Origin of the sequence: Pseudomonas rhizosphaerae (assembly GCF_000761155.1) — a bacterium.
In the GTDB taxonomy this organism is placed as follows: domain Bacteria; phylum Pseudomonadota; class Gammaproteobacteria; order Pseudomonadales; family Pseudomonadaceae; genus Aquipseudomonas; species Aquipseudomonas rhizosphaerae.
In genome coordinates, this window is record NZ_CP009533.1 from 2,078,834 (window position 1) to 2,097,670 (window position 18,837).

At 64.1% G+C, this 18,837-nt stretch carries 7 protein-coding genes and 1 pseudogene; 4 read left to right on the forward strand and 4 right to left on the reverse strand.

All coding sequences use genetic code 11. The features are described 5' to 3' along the window. Positions 1–16: 16 nt before the first annotated feature. From efeO to LT40_RS09325, 4 genes are all read right to left on the reverse strand, one after another. Complete coding sequence (gene efeO / locus LT40_RS09310) at positions 17–1,213, reverse strand: iron uptake system protein EfeO (RefSeq protein ID WP_043189189.1); 1,197 nt, start codon at positions 1,211–1,213, stop codon at positions 17–19. Between the two features lie 7 nt (positions 1,214–1,220). After that, the gene (gene efeU, locus LT40_RS09315; protein WP_043189190.1) at positions 1,221–2,063 is read right to left on the reverse strand and encodes an iron uptake transporter permease EfeU; all 843 of its coding nucleotides are present in this window, start codon (positions 2,061–2,063) and stop codon (positions 1,221–1,223) included. 105 nt (positions 2,064–2,168) lie between these two features. Then, positions 2,169–7,262, reverse strand: coding sequence for a dermonecrotic toxin domain-containing protein (locus LT40_RS09320; RefSeq protein WP_043189193.1), 5,094 nt, complete (start codon positions 7,260–7,262; stop codon positions 2,169–2,171). Between the two features lie 179 nt (positions 7,263–7,441). Next, complete coding sequence (locus LT40_RS09325; RefSeq protein ID WP_043189195.1) at positions 7,442–7,759, reverse strand: SCP2 sterol-binding domain-containing protein; 318 nt, start codon at positions 7,757–7,759, stop codon at positions 7,442–7,444. Positions 7,760–7,974: 215 nt separating this feature from the next. Here LT40_RS09325 and sohB point away from each other — a divergent pair, with 215 nt between their 5' ends. From sohB to LT40_RS09345, 4 genes and pseudogenes are all read left to right on the forward strand, one after another. Next, a complete protein-coding gene (gene sohB, locus LT40_RS09330) occupies positions 7,975–9,000 on the forward strand; it encodes a protease SohB (RefSeq protein ID WP_043189196.1) in 1,026 nt (341 codons plus the stop codon). Positions 9,001–9,252: 252 nt separating this feature from the next. After that, positions 9,253–9,834: pseudogene (locus LT40_RS22135) on the forward strand (dermonecrotic toxin domain-containing protein); the annotation flags it as partial. Continuing rightward, on the forward strand, positions 9,810–13,397 hold the full coding sequence (locus LT40_RS22140) for an NEL-type E3 ubiquitin ligase domain-containing protein (protein WP_084139773.1): 3,588 nt from the start codon (positions 9,810–9,812) through the stop codon (positions 13,395–13,397). The pseudogene LT40_RS22135 and the gene LT40_RS22140, both read left to right, overlap by 25 nt. Positions 13,398–13,497: 100 nt before the next feature. Continuing rightward, the gene (locus tag LT40_RS09345) at positions 13,498–18,768 is read left to right on the forward strand and encodes a dermonecrotic toxin domain-containing protein (RefSeq protein WP_043189204.1); all 5,271 of its coding nucleotides are present in this window, start codon (positions 13,498–13,500) and stop codon (positions 18,766–18,768) included. Positions 18,769–18,837 lie beyond the last annotated feature (69 nt).

The following is an 18,837-nucleotide window of genomic DNA, read 5'->3' on the forward strand; positions in this document are numbered from 1 at the left end:
CTCGACGGGTCCGGGGTTAGCGCAGGGTGGAGAGGCCGAGCGCCGGGTCGATGCCGTCGAGGGCATCGGCCAGGGCCTTGGCCTGGGCGGCGATCTGCTCGCGCTGCTCGGCGCTGACCGTTGTGTAGCTCTGGTAGCCGTCGCCACTGCGTAGACTCGCCAGCTGCATGGCCAACTCGTCAGCCGCTGCATCGATACGCGGCAGCAGATCGGCGGCCGATTTGGTCAACAGCGGACGCAGCAGGTCGATGACCTTGCGCGCACCCTCCAGATTGGCGGCGAAGCCATTCAAATCGGTGTGGCTGTAGCGCTCTTCTTCACCGTCGGTGCGAATGTCCGCCAAACCATGCAGATTGCGCGAGACGATGTTCACCAGTTGTTCTGGCGGCAGCGGTTGCGCCAGCAGTTGCTTTTTCAACTCGGCGACGTCGGCGGCCAGTTTCTGCGCCACCGGCGCCAGGCCGTCCACGGTGTTCTGCCGGAACAGACCGTATTCCAGGCGATGGAAGCCGCCGAAGGCCGGGTCTTGCTCGCGCTTCTCGTAGTAGTCGGCGCGGGCGTTGATGGCATTGTCCAGCTCGGCCAGCCGTTGCGCCGCCGCTGCGATGCGTTGATAGGCCGCGCGCGCCGGCACATACAGGCTGCGCGCCTGCGCCAGATCGCCTGCAACAATGGCCTGCTGCAAAGCGTCCACGGCGCGGATCAAAGCGCTGCCCTGGGTGGCCAGGTACACGCGGTATTCCGACAGGGGGCCAACGAAGGCCACCATCGACGGCCGCGCCTTGGCGGCCGCATCGGATTCTGCCGTAGGCGTCACCTTCAAGGTGCCGCGGGGGTTGCTGAGCAGGCCGCAGGTGATCTGATAATCGCCGGGCTGCAGGTTGGCATTGATCACCTGGCTTAGGCCGGGCGCGATGTTCTCGCGTTCCTCGACCACCAGCACACCGTCGAGGATCTCCCATTCCACCGCGCGCTCGGAGCGGTTGACGATGCGAAAGCTGTTGCGCCCGGCGGCCACGGTCAGCGCAGCCGGCTCGCAGTTGTGCGGGTGGATATTCACCACGATTTCGTTCTGGGCACTGGCCTGGCGTTTGTTCGAGGCGACTTGCGAGGCGTAATAGAACAGGCCGCCGGCGGCGATCATCACGACCACCGATCCGGCGAGCGCCAGACGCATCAGGCGCGGCGACGCGCCATTGACTGGATTGGACATGGAAGCCTTACGGATGAGTGGCAGGAGATGAGTTGACCGGCGCTGGCGCCGCATGGGGCATGAAGAACGCCACCAGTGCCACCACCAGGTAGATCAGGTAGGCGCCCAGGGTGCTTACCGTAGGTGCGTCCTGATAGCCGAACATGCCGGCCAGCACCGAGCCGGTCGGGCCGTCCATGGGCAATGTGGCGCTGATGTCGAAGACCACGGTTTGCAGGCTGTTCCACACACCGGCCTCGTGCAGTGCCATGACCGAATTGCCGAGGATCCCCGCCGCGACGACCAGGATGAACAGCCCGGTCCAGCGGAAGAACAGCGACAGGTTCAGGCGCATGCTGCCCGAGTAGATGGCGAAGCCGATGGCCACTGCCAGCAGCAAACCGAGCAGGGCGCCGATGGGCGCGCTGGGGCCTTCGCTCTGTTGAAACACGGCGAGCAGGAAGAATACCGTTTCCAGGCCTTCGCGGGCTACGGCGAAGAACACCATGGCGATCAACGCGGCCACCTGATGGCGGGAGCCAGTCAGCGCCTGGTCCAGGGCGGCCTGCAGCGAGTGCTTCACGGAGCGAGCAACCTTGCGCATCCAGAACACCATGGAGGTAAGGATGACCACGGCCACCAGGCCGATGAGCGCTTCGAACAATTCCTGTTGTTTCTGCGGAAACTCCGCGCTCATTAGTTCCAGGCCACCACCGACCAGCAGCGCCAAAGCCGCTGCCAGGAAGACGCCGATCCAGACCGCTGGCATCCATTGACCACGGCCGGTCTGTTGCAGGTAGCTGGCGATGATGCCAACGATGAGCGCGGCTTCAATCCCTTCGCGCAGCATGATCAAGAATGGAACCAGCACTTCGCACCGTTCAACGAGTAATAAGGATGCTAACTTGTAACATAATGATACTCATTATTAAACAGAGTGCTTGATCTTTGCGCCGAATGGAAGCTGAACAAATCTTCAGGAAGAAGGCGGTGAGAACACCTCCTGCCCCAGGCGCTGGACCAGCAACGTGACCGAGTCGGCATTGGCCAAGATCAACTTGGAACGCACCTCGGGATCGGTTCGAAACACCTTGCGGGCAGCGGCCAGGCTGGTCTTGCCGGTGAGCCGCAGGACCGTCTCGCTTTGGCGACCGTCGCTGGGCCGGAAGTCGCGTCGGCCCTTGGTGCCAGGGCGGGTGAACAGTTTCGCGTCCGGGGTAGTCAGCGACAGCGCTTTCTGGCGCAGCGTGTGCAGGGAGTGCGCATATTGCTGCGCCTGTCCGGACGGTCCGCCCAGGTCGTCGAAGTGTTGGTGCAGTGGGCGAAACGTGTCCAGATAGGCCAGGTCCACGGTCTTGAGCACCTGATGGCTGACTTCGTGCAGCAACGAAGCCGCCTGATGGTGCGCGTAGAGCTGCGCCTGGGTGCGTTCGTGACTGGAATACATCAGGGTCTCGATCGGCAGGTCGAAGAATTTATCTGTCAGGAACAGGCGCTTTTGCGGATCGCCTTCCCAGATGAAGGCGTGATTGCTTTCGTGTCCCTCTTCATTGAGCCCGTCCCAGTAGCGCGGTGACGAGTGCGGGTCCAGTGCGTCGCTGGTCAGCTCGTCGAGCAACTGCACGCAGCTGCTGCGCAAACGGTGCAGCATGGCCGGCGTCACATCCACTTCGAAGACATCGGTCAGAATGTCCAGGGTCTGCGTTGGCAGAGGCACGTGGGGAAATTTCTGGTTGAGATTTTTCAGCGCGTTGCGCAAGCAGTCGACCCCGTGGGCGTGGGCCCGGACGATCATCTGTTGATGGCGCGGGTAGCGCTGGCGGATCTGCTCGATGCCCTTGGCCTGGGTGATGAACACGTCGGCTATGTTGAGGTCGGTGACCCAGCTCTCGTAGTTGTCCATCATCGAGTAGCCGGCGCCCATCCGTGCGATCTCCAGATCGGCGTGCCATTTCTGCTGGCTGTCCAGGGTGATGGTGGGCCCCTCGCGTCCCTTGCTGACGATGGACCAACCCTGCTCGGCGCGCGTGACCTCCATCACCCGGCCATCGACGATGGCATAGCGATGGGTGGCATTGGCAGTTTCGTACATATTGAGCAGCGCATCGTAGTTGAGCGTGTTCAACGCCACATCGGTCGCTTCCAGGGAGGCCAGTTCGGCGTTCATACCGCCCTGGGGTCGCCCCCCCACACGCGTAGTCGAGATACGCTCCGCAGTTTCGGCGGCCTGGATTTCCTGCCTGAAATGCTCGGCGCCGCGGCGCGCGCCGACCACCGACGCCAGGGCCGCCACGAAGTCGGCCAGCGCTTCACCCCAGTTCCTGCGGCCGATGGCCTTGACCGAATCGTTGAGCAGCTGCTGGGACTGATACAGCGCCACCAGGGACCCTACGGCGCTGGGCAAAATCATTGCGCCTTGTTCCAGCCCCAGCTTGACCAGGTGACAGAAGGCATTCCAACTGGCTTCGCCGGAAGACCGCGTCTGTTGCCGAGCCACCAGTTGGATGAGCTGCAGGTTGTCTTCGAACAGGTAGTCCAGGGCATTGCCCTGTTCCGGCTGATCGAGCAGTACGATGGCGGGCGGCTTGCCCAGCCGCTCGCCGTCGCTGACCTCGGTGGTCCAGGGAATGTGCGGTTCAGTGAATCCGGAATGCTCATAGCGCGAGTGGACGGCTTCGGGCAGGCGACTGAGAATCTGCGCCTGCAGGGCCTCATCGGTCTTGATCTGCGCCAGCAGGTCGGCGCGCGAAGCGTATTCGCGCATGCTGTCGGCCTCGCTGTAGACGGTGTAGAGCACCACCGGACCGCGTTCGGGATGCGCAGGCGCAATCAGGTACATGCCACAGGCGATGTCGGCTTTCATGCCCACGTCTGGGATCAACCCCAGGGGGCCGAGGGTGATCTTCTGCCCCTGCAAGGGTTCGCGAGCCACACCGTCGGGCATCTCCACCACCTGGGCGATCATATCGGTCGCGGCGGCGCTGAGCCTGCCTTGCATTTGCTGTTCGATTGCGTTGCGCAGCATCTGCGCGGGCAGTGCCTTGACGAACAGAAGCCGGCGCCAGGCGTGGTCGGCGGACTGCTTCGACAGTTTGACGGCCAGCAGCTTGCGGTACTCGCCACCGACGTCCGCGTCCTCGACCACCTGGCGCACCTGGTGGGTGGTCGGCACATCCAGGGTCAGCGAGGGCGGATCGAGGGTGATGTGCATCTCGCTGGACAATGACCCGGCAAACTGGCTTATCGCCCACTCAGTCAGGGTCTTGGTGCGGCTGGTGAGCGTGCCGGTACCGATCATGCCGCCAATGTTCATGCCGCCGCCGCTGGTGTCGGTCAGCCTGATCACCACGCGGTCCGGATCGCTGGGCCCGGTGGGCCAGAACTTGGCCATGGAAGCGCGCAAGCGGGTGCGGGAGAAGTCATCGATGAACGGAATCTGCGCCAGGTAATTGCTCTTGTCGTTGGCGGTCGCCATGCAACGCGCGAGGATGTCGGCGTAGCGGACCAGCTGGTCGGCACTCGCGTGCTTGATCCAGGGTGGCAGCAGTTCGCCGAGCTGCACGTTGGCCGCATCGACCGCCAGCCGATCCAGGGCAGTGGTGAGCATGTTGTCGCCGCGGCTGTAGTCCGCGTTGCGCTGGAACGATGTGGCCGCAAAGCTGCACTCGATGGCCAGCGCCATGTTGATGCCCAGGGCGGTGAGCTGACGATGGCTCTCGATCACATCGAGTTCGGTGATGAAGTCGCCCGTCATCGCCCGGGTTTCCACCTGCAAGCCATCGATCATGGTGGTCTGGATGCGTTCGAGCATCGTCGCCACCCAGGCGGGGTCCAGCCCCCTCAGCCAGCGTGCACGGGACTGGGGGTGGACGACGGAAGCTGCGACGGTCTTCTTCAACTGCTGCAGCGAGTCGAACGCGAACAGGCCATGGTCGCCGGACCACATCAACACCGGACCGGCCGGTTCGGAGTGACGGTGCAGCACGAACATGTCGGTCAGCGGAATGCTGCTGGTCTCCGAAGGCGCCTTCAGATAAATGGCGTGCACATCGGTGGCGGCCGTATTGCGCAAGCCGGGGGTAGGGTAGTCGACGGCAGTGGCGAGCAGCTTGAGCAACGCCTTGTCGATCATGCCTTCACGCGTGGCAATGGCCAGGCTGGTGCGCAGGCCGATTTCGCGCAGCGCCCGCCGCTGACCGGGCAGGTCGTAGGCCCCCAGGCAAGGCGGTTGCGGTGCCGACATCTGTCGCCGGACCAGGCGGCGGTAGGTCTTGGTCAGCGCGGGGCTGCAGGCCAGCACCAGTTGTTTGATCTGTTCGACCTCTGGCCAGTCGAGCGCGGTGCCTGCCGAATCAAGAAGCTGGTCCGCCGAGGTCAGGGTCTGGACGATGGCGCCACTGGTGCGCTCCAGAAAATAGTCCACCAGGCTTATCGCGGCAAGCTCGGGGGCTCCGGCGATGCGCAGGCGCGGCTGGTCGGCGGGCCGCGGTGACTGCATGGCCAGCAGGCCGGGTGCCAACAGGACTCGTACACCGTCCTTCACGGTCAGGGTGCGCTGCACGTTCCACTGCTGCCACTCGCGCATGGCCTTGATCTGCAGCAACCAGTTGCTTGGCGTGGCCTGCGCAGACAGGTCGAGGGGTCGAGTCGGGTCTGGTGTGCCCGTGCGCTCGCTGTCGAACCAGTTCAGGCGTGGGTGTGCCAGTGGGCGCAGGTCCACGGCGTCGGCGACCGCCGTCAGGGGCGAGGCGCGCAGCGCAGTCTTGTCGACGAACACCTGGCGTGCCCGCCGCTGCTGCAGATCGATCAGCCCGTCGGCAAGGGCGTCGAAGGCGTTCCCGGTCAGCGCAAGCCGCTCAGGTACGGGAAGAATCGTCGCGTTGAACAGTGCCCGGTCGCGTTCGACCACGCGTAGGCTGTCGGCCACCTGGGAAACCAGCCCGGTCAGGTACTCGCCCAGGGCTTGCAGGTCCGGGCAGGAGGTCAGGCCCTGGTCGGTATTGAAGACGAAGTAGCCCAGCGCAGGCCGTTGCGCATCGCTGATGATCAGGGTGCCCGGCCATGCCACAGGGGTGTCGCGCGATGCGCCATCGGGATTGAACCGGACGGTTTCCAGGCGTAGTCCGGCAGGCGCCTGGGGTGCCGCTACCGACTTCAGCAGTGCGAGCTGATCGACGCTGGAACGCAGATGGCTTTGCTCCTCCAGCACCAGGCCGAGGTAGGTGTGCTGCAGGCTTTGGCTCAAGCCATCACGCAGACTGGCGCTTTGCGTATCAGAGCTGGCCTGCCAGAAATCGCTCAGGGCGGCGCTGTATTGACCGGGCAGCTGGGTCACGCTCGTGGCCAGGGTACTGCGGTAGAGCTGCGCCTGGGCTTCGGTCAATGTCTGGCCGTATACGCCCAGGAAGCGATGCTGGATGTCGCCTTGCGGTGCCTCGGCGAGCAGGTCCAGGGCCGTATCCAGCAGGCGCTGCACATTGACCACCGCCTTGGTTTGCGAGTCGACCCGGTGCACCTTGTGCCTGCGCGGAACGATGGGGTCGCTCGCTGGCATTGCGCTGCGCATGGCCTGGGTAAGGTGCTGGTCGAAGACGTCGCTCAGCAGTGGCAGCCGGTGCCAGGTGTGGTCGATGGCTTTCAGACGCAGGGCCTGGGCCACGATGATCGCCTTCATCCAGCGCTTGAAGGGTGTCTGCGTCAGCGACAGCCACTTCGGCTCGCGCGGTTTGGCCCAGCGGCCGTCGGTTTGCCCCGATGCCCGTGCAACCAGGGCGTCGCGCAACGCCGTGGCATCGTCGAAGGGCAAGATGCCGGTCAGGGGCGAGTAATAGTAGGCAGCCGGCTTGTCCGGATCGGTGTAGGTGATGCGCAGCCCGCAGAAGATACCGGGATCGGCGTTGTCCAGCAGGCAGACCTGCATGTCCTGTTCAATGCTGGGGTTGTCCGGCAGGCGACGCAGCCAGTCGTACTCGATGACGCTCAGTTGCTCGTTTTTCAGGGCTTGGGTGAGGTGGCGGGACATGCACTGGGCAAGTTGACGCGAATGAAACCAGGGAAGGGTATTGGCCATGATGCGCTCCATTGATGGAACAGGCGGCGGGTGCCGGCCTGCGAACGATCAAGGCTAGGGCCGGGCCATGGCGCGATGGCTGTACATATGTGGCGGGGAAGATGAGCGCGGCAGGGTAGAAACGAACATGCCCCGATGCGTGGTCGGGGCATGTCAGTTTTGCAGGGTGCAGCGCGCGGTCAGACCGGGAACAGTTCGCTCAGCTTCATGGCCAGCATCATGTCGCCTTCGGCGCGCAGTTTGCCGCCCATGAAGGCCTGCATGCCGTCGGTTTCGCCGCTGACGATACCCTTCAGGGTTTCGCTGTCCATGACCAGGGTGACGTTGGCGTCCGGGTTCTCACCTTCCTGCAGGTCGCAGGTGCCGTCTTTCACGAGCAGCGCGTAGTGCTTGTCTTCGTCGGTGATGTTGAAACCGAAGACCAGGTCCAGGCCTTTGGCGGCTTCTGGATTGAACTTGGCTTTCATGGCGTGTACGGCGTCGGCTACGGAGGTCATGGTGCGGTCCTTTTGTTGGAGGGGTGCGGCGATCGTGAGCGTCCTGCGAGGTTAGGGGGGGTATGGACGGCTGTCAACGAATAATCATACGCGCGTTTGAAAAGCGTGTTTGATGCCGATCGTTTCACGGCTGGCCCAAGGCTTTGCCCCCCGGTATGCTGGGCTCATTCAATCGCCCCCTGGCTTGGCGGGCGTCATGCACGTAAGGAGTCACCGTGGAGTTTTTTGCCGATTACGCCGGCTTTCTGATCCGAACCGTTACGCTGGTCGTCGCCATTGTGGTGGTGCTGGCTGCCATTGCATCGCTGCGCGCCAAAGGCCGGCGCAAACCGGCTGGGCAGTTGCAGGTCAGCAAGCTCAACGACTTCTACAAGGGCCTGCGCGAGCGGCTCGAAGCCGGCCTGTTCGACAAGGACAAGCTCAAGGCCTTGCGCAAGGAGCAGGCCAAAAGCGAAAAGAAAGCCAGGAAGACCAAGCCCGACAGCAAGCATCGAGTGTTCGTGCTGGACTTCGATGGCGACATCAAGGCCTCGGCCACCGAGAACCTGCGCCACGAAATCACCGCCGTGCTGACCCTGGCCACCCCCAACGATGAAGTGGTGCTGCGCCTGGAGAGCGGCGGCGGCATGGTCCACAGCTATGGCCTGGCCTCCTCGCAGCTGGCGCGTATCCGTCAGGCCGGTATACCGCTGACGGTGTGCATCGACAAGGTCGCGGCCAGTGGCGGCTACATGATGGCCTGCATCGGCGAGAAGATCATCAGCGCGCCGTTCGCCATCCTTGGTTCCATCGGCGTGGTGGCGCAACTGCCCAACGTCCACAAGTTGCTCAAGAAGCATGACATCGATTTCGAAGTGCTCACCGCCGGCGAGTACAAGCGCACGCTGACCGTCTTTGGCGAAAACACCGAGAAAGGCCGGGAGAAATTCCAGGAAGACCTGGACATCACCCACAAGCTGTTCAAGAGCTTTGTCGCCCATTACCGCCCGCAGCTGTCCATCGACGACGTGGCGACCGGTGAGGTATGGCTGGGCGTGGCGGCGCTCGACAAGCAGCTGGTCGACGAGCTCAAGACCAGCGACGAATACCTGGCCGAACGTGCCAAGCAGGCCGAGGTGTTCCACCTGCATTACGCCAAGTCCAAAAGCCTTCAGGAGCGCGTAGGCCTTGCCGCCAGCGGCTCGGTCGAGCATCTGGCCAGCAAAGCGTGGGAGAAGCTCAGCCAGCAGCGCTTCTGGTAACCCTCAGCCTTATGTAGCGCAGGTCGCGCTGCAAGGCTTGCTCCACTGGTTGTTCGGCGGCGATTGCCCGCCGGCCAACTTCGAAGGAGCATCCTTGTGGCCACGTTCGACCTCGATTCCCCTGCAGGCCCGCAGCCTGCGCACCTTGATCTGATCACCCAGCGCATACCGGCCTGGCTCACCCATGCCAGCGCCGACGATCGCGCCGCCTATCACCAGGCATTGAAACGCAACCAGGCAGCCGCCGCCAAGGTGGCGGCCTTGATACGTCGTTTCAAGGCGCCGGGCGTTTTTGCCGAAAGCGTGTTGAGTGCCGCCATCCAGGCGCGATTCAATCTGGATATCGATGTTTCCAGTGCCCAATGGGTGCAGTTTCAGCGCACCTACCAGCTTGATCGACGGGTGACGTCCGTGCGTCGCCGCACGCTGCTGGAAGCGGCCATGAACAACTTTGCCGCAGACGAGCCCTTCGATGGCGATACGTTGCTGCTGCCGGCGGACGCCTTGCAGCTGGTGGTGGCAGAGAACTTCGGCTGGCGCTACGCCCCTGCCAAGGTGCTTGCCATCGCGCCCGCACGCTTTGCCGAGCTGTGCCGTTCGTTGGACCTGGGCCAGGCGTACCAGGCTCACTTCAACACCGTGTTCAAGCCGCAGGACGGCAGCAAGGCTTGGGTGCGTGAGAGCCTGGAAAGCAATATCCGCGAAGAACTGACCGTGCAGGCCCATCGAGCGATGCTCAGGGGCGACATCGCGGCAGATGAGCGGCAAGTGCTGCTCGACCTGGTGGCTGAGCCTGAAGTGGCAACGAAATGGAATGGCCAGCCGGTAGTCATTTCGAGCCTGCAAGCACTGGCACCTGGTTCACGGACGGTTACCCCCTGTCGGGCCTGCGCATCGTTCAAACCCGCGCTGCGGCCGATGCTCCTTGCATCGTTTACATGCCAGGTGAGCCCGATACCCCGCTCAAGACCTACGCCAGTTTCGCTGTCTTCGCCGACGACCTGCGCGAGCGACTGCGGCGCCTGGGGTATGCGGACTATTTTGGGCGGTTCATCGCCCAGGCCGACCGACAGACGTTCCTGCAACGCTTGAACGATACGCTGCGGCCCACACCCTTGGCACCGTGGGCGAGCCCGGTGCGCCAGGACGATCCACACGCCGACATCGGCCTGCGACTCAAACCCGGCACCGGGCGGTTGGTCGCAGGCCTCTGCGACACCTGGCTCGACAAACTGGCAGCCGATGCGCGTGCGTTCGTCGTGCCGAGTGCGGATGTCGACAAGGCAGTGCGCGAAGCCCGGCTGCTCGAGTACGCCGAACTGGGCTTGACCTTGCTCAATGCGTCCGCGTTCTTCGTGCCCGGCGTGGGCGTGTTGATGGCGGCGGTGGGGACAGCGCAATTGCTCGGTGATCTGTTCGTGGGCATCGACGACTGGACCCATGGGCAGACCGAGCAGGCCATGAGTCATTTCTTCAATGTGGCCGAGAATGCCGCTCTGGTGGCGGTGACGGCGGGGGCAGGGGTAGCGATTGCGCGTTCGCCGTTCGTCGAGGGCATGCTGCCGGTGATCGACCGTGCAGGCACGACGCGTCTGTGGAATGTCACGCTCGACGACTTCGCCAGCCAGGAGCCGTTGCCCGATCACCTGGTGCCCAACGCTGCGGGCCAATACCAGTGGGCGGGCGAGCAGTACATCAAGATGGACAGCGTGCTGTACCGGCAAAGCCATGATGCCGAACTCGGACAGTGGCATCTGGAGCATCCGGATCGAAAGTGGGGCATGCGCATCCCGTTGCGGCACAACGGCGAAGGCGCCTGGCGAGCCGCCCATGAAGATCCGCGGCAATGGACGTCGGACCAGGCGATGCGTCGTTTGGGTCCACCCTTGGATGACATGAATGCCGCAACCCTGCAGCGCATTCGGCAGGCTGCAGGCTACCGGGGCCGGCAGATCAGGGCGTTGCATCTGAGCGATGCGCCCATGCCCGCCGCACTCAGGGTCTGCGCTGAAGACTGGCAGGGGGCGTCCGCTGCATCGTCGGGCTGGCCCATCGGCCATCCGGCCGAGGCCCTGCACAGGGATTTCCCCCGCCTGCCGGCGGCGTTCGGCGACGAGATCTGGCGTCGAGCCAGTGCCTTGGAGCGCAATCGCCTGCGCGCCGGGCAGAAAGTGCCTCTGCGCCTGGCCGTGATGGCCCGCAAGGCTGTCTGGGACTACAAGCTGAACCGCGCGATTTCAGGGCTTTTGCTGCCGCAACTGACAGGCACCCAGAGCGTCAGGTTGCACGAGGGCCTGCTGAAACTGTTGCCAGCGGCGCAACGCCCGGCAGCCACCGCCAAGGCCGTGTTCGAGTTGGCCATTGCCGATCGTCCAAGGGCGGCGCGGTTGCTTGGCCAACGCCGACCTTCGAGGTTCACCACGCCCCAGCGCCTGGAAGACGGACGCCTGGGCTTTCGCCTGAGCGGACGCGCGCGCCTGCCTGAAGAGCCAGTGGGACCAGGCATGGCCGCCGGTCTGGCGCAGGCCCGCCGTGAAGCCGAGGGTGCGCGACTGGCCAGCGTGCTGGAACGCTGGGCGGCGCAGCCAGCCACTGCACTTGACCCGCGGGGAGAGGTCATAGCGGTGGATCCAGCCGACCGCCTCGAAGCCCGGGAGCGCATCATGGCCGCTTGGCGCAACCAAGCCCCCGCCATGGACAGCTCGCCGTGGCCTCACTCCCGGTATTTTCTCGACCTGTCCGAGTTGCGCATCGGACCGTTGCCGACGTTGGAAGGGGACTTCAGTCGGATCAGTTATCTGTCTGTGGAAAATTCGGGCCTGGCAAGTTTTCCGCCGGGATTTCTGCTGAGTTTCCCGGGTTTGGCGGTGCTGGATCTGCAAGGTAATTTCCTCACCGAGATCCCGGCCGAGGTCTCGCAGCTCAGTGCCCTGGAGTCCATCGCGCTGGAGCACAACCGGCTGGCGGCCTCACCGGGCATGTTTGACCGGCTGCGCGATCTGCACCAATTGCAGGCCCTGATTCTGCGCGATAACCCGATGCGAATTCCGGCACAGGCGATGCGCACCCTGGCCAGCCTGACACCGTTGCGCTATCTCTCGCTGGACATGACCGACAATGTAGCCATGGCTGAACATCTGCTGGAGCTGGCACGCCTGCCCAATCTGGAAAACCTGTGGCTGCGCGACACGGGGCTGGTGCTGACGCCGGCAGCGATGCAGGCATTGGCCTCGATGTCGGTCCTGGATTCACTGGACCTGTCCGGCAACCCGCTGGGCGAGCACCTGGACCTGTCACTGCTACCCGTGATCGGCGCACTCGATTTGCGCAACTGCGGCCTGCAAGCCTGGCCGCGCGGCTTGACCGACCTAATGTCGCGCGATCCGCTGTCATTGCGTCGGGTGGCGCTCGAAGACAATCCCATCGTCGAAGTGCCGCCACTGCAGGCACTGGCGTTTTTCGGCGAGCATTCCGAAGTGATCACACCGCTGACCCTGTCCCACACGCACCTGAGTGCCCGCAGCCTGGCCAGGCTGAGTGCGGTAGGGGTGAACTTCGATTACCTCACACTGCTGGCGGCCAACGCCGACATCGACAGTGCCCAGCGCCTCGAAACGCTGCGCCAGGCGCCTGGTTCGGCGCGGTTCATGCAGCTGCTCGCGCGGCTGAGCGACACTGCCGACAGCCGCCGCGTACCGGAGCACCTTGCCACCCGTGCCTGGGCGGTCATCGACGGTGCCGCGCGCTCCCCGAGCCTGCGTGAAGACCTGTTCGCCCTGGCCCAGCGACCGGAAACCTGCGGCGATGAGGTGATCGCCCTGTTCAACGATCTGGAGGCCGCACTGATGTTCGCCCAGGCCAACGATCCAACCCTTGACGGGCCGCAGCGCGCCGCCGAGCTGCTGGCCACGTCGCGCAGCCTGTTTCGCCTCGACCGGGTCGAAGCCATCGCCCGTCTGGACATGCGGCAACGTATCGAGGCGCGGGGCATGGAGCCTGACGAGTTCGAGGAAGTCGAACTGCTGCTGGCCTATCGCATCGGCCTGGCGCAACGCCTGGGCCTGCTGAACCAGCCCGAAGCCATGCTGTTCGCGGCGACCGAACCGGTGACCACCGCGCAGCTCGACGCTGCAGCTGCGCAGGTGCTGGCTGCAGAAACCCTTCCAGCGCTGCTGGACTGGCACATGGGCCAGGATTACTGGCGAGGCTACCTGCGACGCCAGCACGCAGCGCAGCTGGAACAGACCCTGGCACCGTTCCAGCTGCGCCGTGAGGCATTGGCTGCGCAGGCCTACGATGACGCCTACGACGAGCAACTGGTGGCCCTTCAGGTCGAGGAGCAGGCTGCCGAAGCCGCCTTGCTACGGCAGTTGACCGAGCAGGCCATGGCCGGCTGAGGTCCCCAGACCTATCTACCGCAAGCCTGGGGCTGCACCTTGTTTCACTGCGTACCGGACCTGCCACATGGTGTGGCCGGTGTCGCAGTGGAGCACAGCCATGACCCTTGAACACGCCGACCCCGCGTCGGACTCGACTCACCAGGCCTTGATCGAAACGGTATTGCCCCAGTGGCTGACCCGTGCCGAAGCGCCGATGCGCGCAGACTATTTCAAAAGCTCGCTGTTGAGCGCCGGGTCCAGCGCCGCCGCGGCTGCGGTGACAGCCCGTTTTCAATCACCTGCGGCGTTCTGCACCCCCTTGCTGCAAGCGGCCCTGGACAAGCGCTACCCCGACCTGCATCTGGATGTGAACAAGCACGAACTGATCCGCATGGTGCGCAAGCGCGATGTACTGAGTACGGAGCTGGTCCCTCACCACCAGACGCTGCTCGAGGCCGCACTGCAGAACTTTCTGCCTGCCGAAGCCCAGGCCGGTGGTATCGAATCCGGGTCGGTGATCTTGCCGGTGGGCGTATTCCGCGTCACGATCAAGGACGATGGCAAGGTTGCCTATCGTTATCCCAGCAACGCCCGGATTGCCCTGGAACCTCACGATTTCGCCGCCTTCGTGCGTAGCCTGGACCTGGGTCGGCAGTATCAGGAGCACTTCCAACAGGTCTTCCGGCCGCTCTCCAGTTCGTCGGCTACGGCCGATGCCGAGCAGGCCGAGATCGGCTTGACCTTTCAGCACAGCCTGCGCGATGCCCTGGACGCCGACGCCGTGGCCGCGCGTATGCGCGGGCACATCAGCCCAGCGGCGTACCAGATGCTCTTGCAGATCACCCGGCCGCAGCGTCTGGAACCTGCGCAATGGTCGGGTGAAACCGTGCATTTCTGTCAGTTGGGCCTGCTGCATACTCGTTTCAACCAGGGCCACAGCCTGCTCGGTTGTGTCTTGATCGAGCCAGTCAGTGGGGCCGCACACTGTGTGGTGTACATGCCCGGCGCGCCGGATCAGCCGCTGATGGAGTATGCCTCCCTGCAGGCGTTCGCCGAGGCGTTGCGCGAGAAGCTGCGCCAACCTGCGTTTCGCAACTACTTCCAGCGCTTTGTCCCGCACCGTTCGCGCGAGGTGTTCACCGAACGCCTGCTCAACACCCTGTCGCCCGTTCCGTTCATCGTACCGGGAGCGTTCGCCAAGCCCGGGGTGCCCGACCCGAACGCCGACATTGGCGTGCGTCGCTATGCGGTGGCCGGCACGCTGGTGCGTCTGCTGTACAACCAGCAACTGATCAACCTGGCCGAAGCGGCACGCCTGATCGTCGTCCCTACCGACGATGAAAATGCCTTGGCACGCGAACAGCGAATTGCCTGGTGGGAAGGGCTGGCGTCCGCTGCCTTCAATGCGGCAGCGTTCGTGGTGCCAGGCCTGGGCGAGCTGGCCGCAGCGGTCGGCGCGGTACAGCTGGTGGCCGACCTGTGCGTGGGCGTGGACGACTGGCAGCATGGACAGACTCAGGAGGCCATCGCCCACTTTGGCGCCGTGGCGCAGAACGTGGCGATGCTGGCGGCCGGTGTCGCCGGCGGGGTCGCGCTGGCTCGCTCGCCGTTCATGGAAGAGCTGGTACCGATCACCGACACGGGTGGACGCCAGCGTTTGCTGCACCCCGACTTGAGCCCCTATGCAAGCGACGCAGTGCTGGCCGAGGATGCCGAACCCAACGCGCTAGGCCAATACCAGATGGATGGCAAGACGTTCGTCAAGCAAGGCATGCACGTCTATGAGCTGATGTTCGACAGTGCCGGCCAGCACTGGGTGCTCGAACATCCAAAACTGTCGGGCTCCTACAGACCGCGTTGGTTGCATAACGAAGCGGGGGGCTGGCAGCACGTTCACGAGCAACCTCTGGAGTGGGAGGGCGCGACGTTGCTGCGTCGTTTTGGCGCGATCACCGAGCGCTTGACCGACACTGAACTGCTCGCCCTGAGCGACGCTTGTGGCATGACCCCTGACCAGCTGCGTGAAGTGCATGTCAATCAGCAACCGGCACCGGCGCTGTTGCGTGACAGCTTGCTGCGCTACCGCGCCGGACGCGACGTCGACCGTTTGCAGGCACGTGTTCGCGCAAGCCTGGCACCGGGCGAAGGGGGCGAATTCTGTTTGCCACTGGTCACACGTCTGGCCGGATGGCCGGAAGGGGTGGGCCTGCGATTGCTGGAAACCGACGGGCGTTTCATTGATTACGGCGACCACAGCGCCGCCACCGTCAGCGTGACGCGCGAGCAATGGCGTCAGGGGCTGCTCGCGCGCCGGGTCGTGGAACAGTTGGATGCGAAGCGCAAGGCCGCCCTGTTTGCCGACAGCGTGGAAAGCACGATACCGGCACAGAGCACGGCATTGGCTGGCGCCCTGGCGGACGCCGTGCAGGCCAGCCGCAGTGAGATAGCTGCCAGCCTCTATGCACGCCAGCAACCGGCATTGAGTGCCGAAGGCGCGCTGATCCAACGTGATTTTCCCCAGGTCTCGTCCATTCTGGCCAACCAGGTCGCCGCCGCGGGCAGCGATTGGGAATTGGCAACGCTGCGCACTCGCAGTCGTGTGCCTACGCGCATGGCCGAGGAGGCGGTGATGCTCGGCCGCGAGAGTCGCCTGAATCAGGCGTGCGAGGGCTTGATCGACGCCAGCCGTGTTTCCGACGACCGTGACATCCTGGCCATGGGCCTGCTGGAGCGCTTGCCCGGCTGGTTGCCCACTACGCGGGTCGAGCTGCGCGCAGCGTCCGTCACAGGCAGACAGCTGGCCTCTGCCGGCCCTTCGGATGCCGCCGAACTCAAATACATCGTCAGAAGCGAGGAAGGCTATCGCGCCTACGATCAGCGTGAACAGGAGCTGGGAGGCCAGCAGGATCTGTTCGGCGCCCTGTGCAGCGCGTTGCCCGATGCGCAGCTCAATGCCCTAGGCCTGGCGCGCCATCAGAGCGACGCACTGCGCACGCGCCTGTTGGCGCTGGCCGCGAAGGATCGGCCGCAGGCCGGCAAGTTGCTGGGCCAGCGTGCGGTGCAGCCGTGGTTCAGGTCGCCGGTGCGAACCCCGCAAGGCATTGGCTATGTGCTCAGTGGCCGTGGCGAAAGCTCCTGGGGCCAGCGGCGACGATTGCGAGCGCTGTACCCCAGCCTGAACGACGAGCAGATGCGCACGCTGCGCCACGCCATCCGCCGCGAAGGCGAAAGCTACGAAATCGCGGTGCAGCGGCTCGAGCAGGAATACCGTGTGCTGGATCAAACCCTGCTGGAATGGCAACGCGAGCCTTCAGGCTACCGCGAGGCCCGCACGCTGGCTCGCAACCGCCTGCTCAAGGCTTGGCGAGGGGAGACCTTCGACCTGAACCTGAGTGGCAATGTAGTGGGTACACTACCGCTGCTGACCGCCGACTTCAGTCATATCGCCAAGCTGCGACTCGATGGCATGGGGCTCTCGCAAGATCCTTCGTTCTTTATCAGCCGGTTTCCCAATGTGAAGGTGTTGTCGCTTGCAGATAACCGGCTCAGCGCCATTCCTTCGGCCATCAAGGAACTGAAGAAGCTCGGTGGCCTGAGCCTGAACGACAACCGCATCGTCGCCGGCGACGATCCGTTCGGGCCCTTGTCGACCGACGACGGCAGCAACCTGCTGTTGCTCAACATGAACGATGCTTTCGAGGGCGTACTCACTGAAGACGACGCCCACCAGATTCGGGGTATAGCCATCAACGAAAACGCCATGCGCTCGTTGGCGCGATTGAAAAAGTTGCATGGGTTGAGCCTGTCGAACAATCCCTTGCAGTTCGACGACGGCGCCATGCAGGTCCTGGGAAGCATGCAGCAGCTCGAAGAGCTGGCGCTGCGCAGTACGTTGTTGCAGCTGACACCCGTGGGGCGTGCGTCCCTGGCGCGCCTGAGCCGCCTGAGGACACTGAGCCTGGGCTTCAATAACCTGGGGCTGGCGCCCGACGTTACCCGAATGGCCCTGCTGACCCACCTGATGCTGGACTCCGCCGGCATCGCCGAGTGGCCCGAAGGGCTGACGGCGTTGATGACGCGCAGAACCACGGCGTTGCGTTCGGTGATTCTCAGCCGTAACGACATCACCGAAATCCCTGATCTGGCCAACCTGCAGTTCACCCGTTTGCTGCGCTCGTTCTACTTGCGTGGACAGTACGTACTGGACTTGGATGTGAATCCGCTGGCACTGGTACACCGCCGTCGCCTCAGAGGGCTGGGCATCCACTTTCGTGCGCCCGGGGGCGTGGGCCCAGGTGGGGCTGGCGGCGTCGGCGACACGCTGTGGCTGGACGGCTGCCCGCCGAGCTTGCGCCACCGCATCGAGTCGGACCGCTCGGCCCCGGAGGCCGAGGCGTTCTATCGGGTCATGGATCGGGTCAGCTCGACAGCGGCTTATCTGCAGTTTCCCGAGACCTACAAAGCGCGCATGTGGGAGATCATGAAAGCCGTGGTGCCGGGTTATTACCGGGAAGAGGGGGACGGTCTCGGGCGTTTCGATTTGCGCAGCCAATTGTTCGAGCAAGCTACCTTGGTCGAAAACACCTGCGGCGACGGCATGAGCCTGATGCTCGACGACTTCGAGACACGCGTGGCGGCCTGGCAGGCGGCCTCCGTGAGCCTGGACGGCGGCGAGTCGATGTTGCGACCATTGCTGACGCTGGGTCGTCAGCTCTACAAGGCCGCACTGGTGGACGAATATGCGGTGCAGATCACTCAGGCGCGCCTGAACCGCCGCGCCGCGCTGCTTGACGATGAGGCTCAGCCGCCAGCCCTGCATCCCATGGACCGCATCACCGACGCCCAGTTGCTGGACGGCCATCCGGACGAAGTGGAAATTCGCCTGTTGCTGCGTACGCGTCTGGAACAAACCTTGGGGCTGCGGCCGCAACCGCCCATGCGCTACGGCGAAATTCTCGCGGCCGAAACGGTCACGGCCGTGGGCGAGGGCGTGCTCAAGCAGGAAAACGGCACGGGCTTGCTCCAGTGGTTGGTGGAACAGCCATTCTGGGCACTCTACCTGCGACGTGTGTATCCACAACGTTTCGAAGCCATCAACCAATTGTGGGGGGATGTACTGGCGCATTTTGAAGAAGCGATCAGCGCTGACGATGCCTTCAGCCTGGAACCCGAGCGACGCAAGCGAGTGTTGGCTGAGCTGGGGAGCATGAAGTTGGACCCCGAAACGCCGCTCGTCTGGCAGGATGCCGAGGGCATGCCGGTGCGACTGGATTTGACCGAAGATCAGCGCTTGCAGTTGTATGCACAGATCGACCAGGGCAAGCGTGTGGCGGAAACTGGCCTGATCCGGACGCTGTCGGTGCAGGCAGTAGGAGGCGAGGCCACGTGAGGGCGTAGCAGACAGGTAGCGGCAGTGCGTTGCAGCTGCCCTTGCGCCGAGCTTGCGGCGCGAGGGCAG

What these genes read in the sequence shown, in the direction of transcription:
- efeO (WP_043189189.1), bottom strand. Translation starts at nt 1,213, where the DNA reads ATGTCCAATCCAGTCAATGGCGCGTCGCCGCGCCTGATGCGTCTGGCG.
- LT40_RS09345 (WP_043189204.1), top strand. Translation starts at nt 13,498, where the DNA reads ATGACCCTTGAACACGCCGACCCCGCGTCGGACTCGACTCACCAGGCC.
- LT40_RS22140 (WP_084139773.1), top strand. Translation starts at nt 9,810, where the DNA reads ATGGAATGGCCAGCCGGTAGTCATTTCGAGCCTGCAAGCACTGGCACC.
- LT40_RS09320 (WP_043189193.1), bottom strand. Translation starts at nt 7,262, where the DNA reads ATGGCCAATACCCTTCCCTGGTTTCATTCGCGTCAACTTGCCCAGTGC.
- LT40_RS09325 (WP_043189195.1), bottom strand. Translation starts at nt 7,759, where the DNA reads ATGACCTCCGTAGCCGACGCCGTACACGCCATGAAAGCCAAGTTCAAT.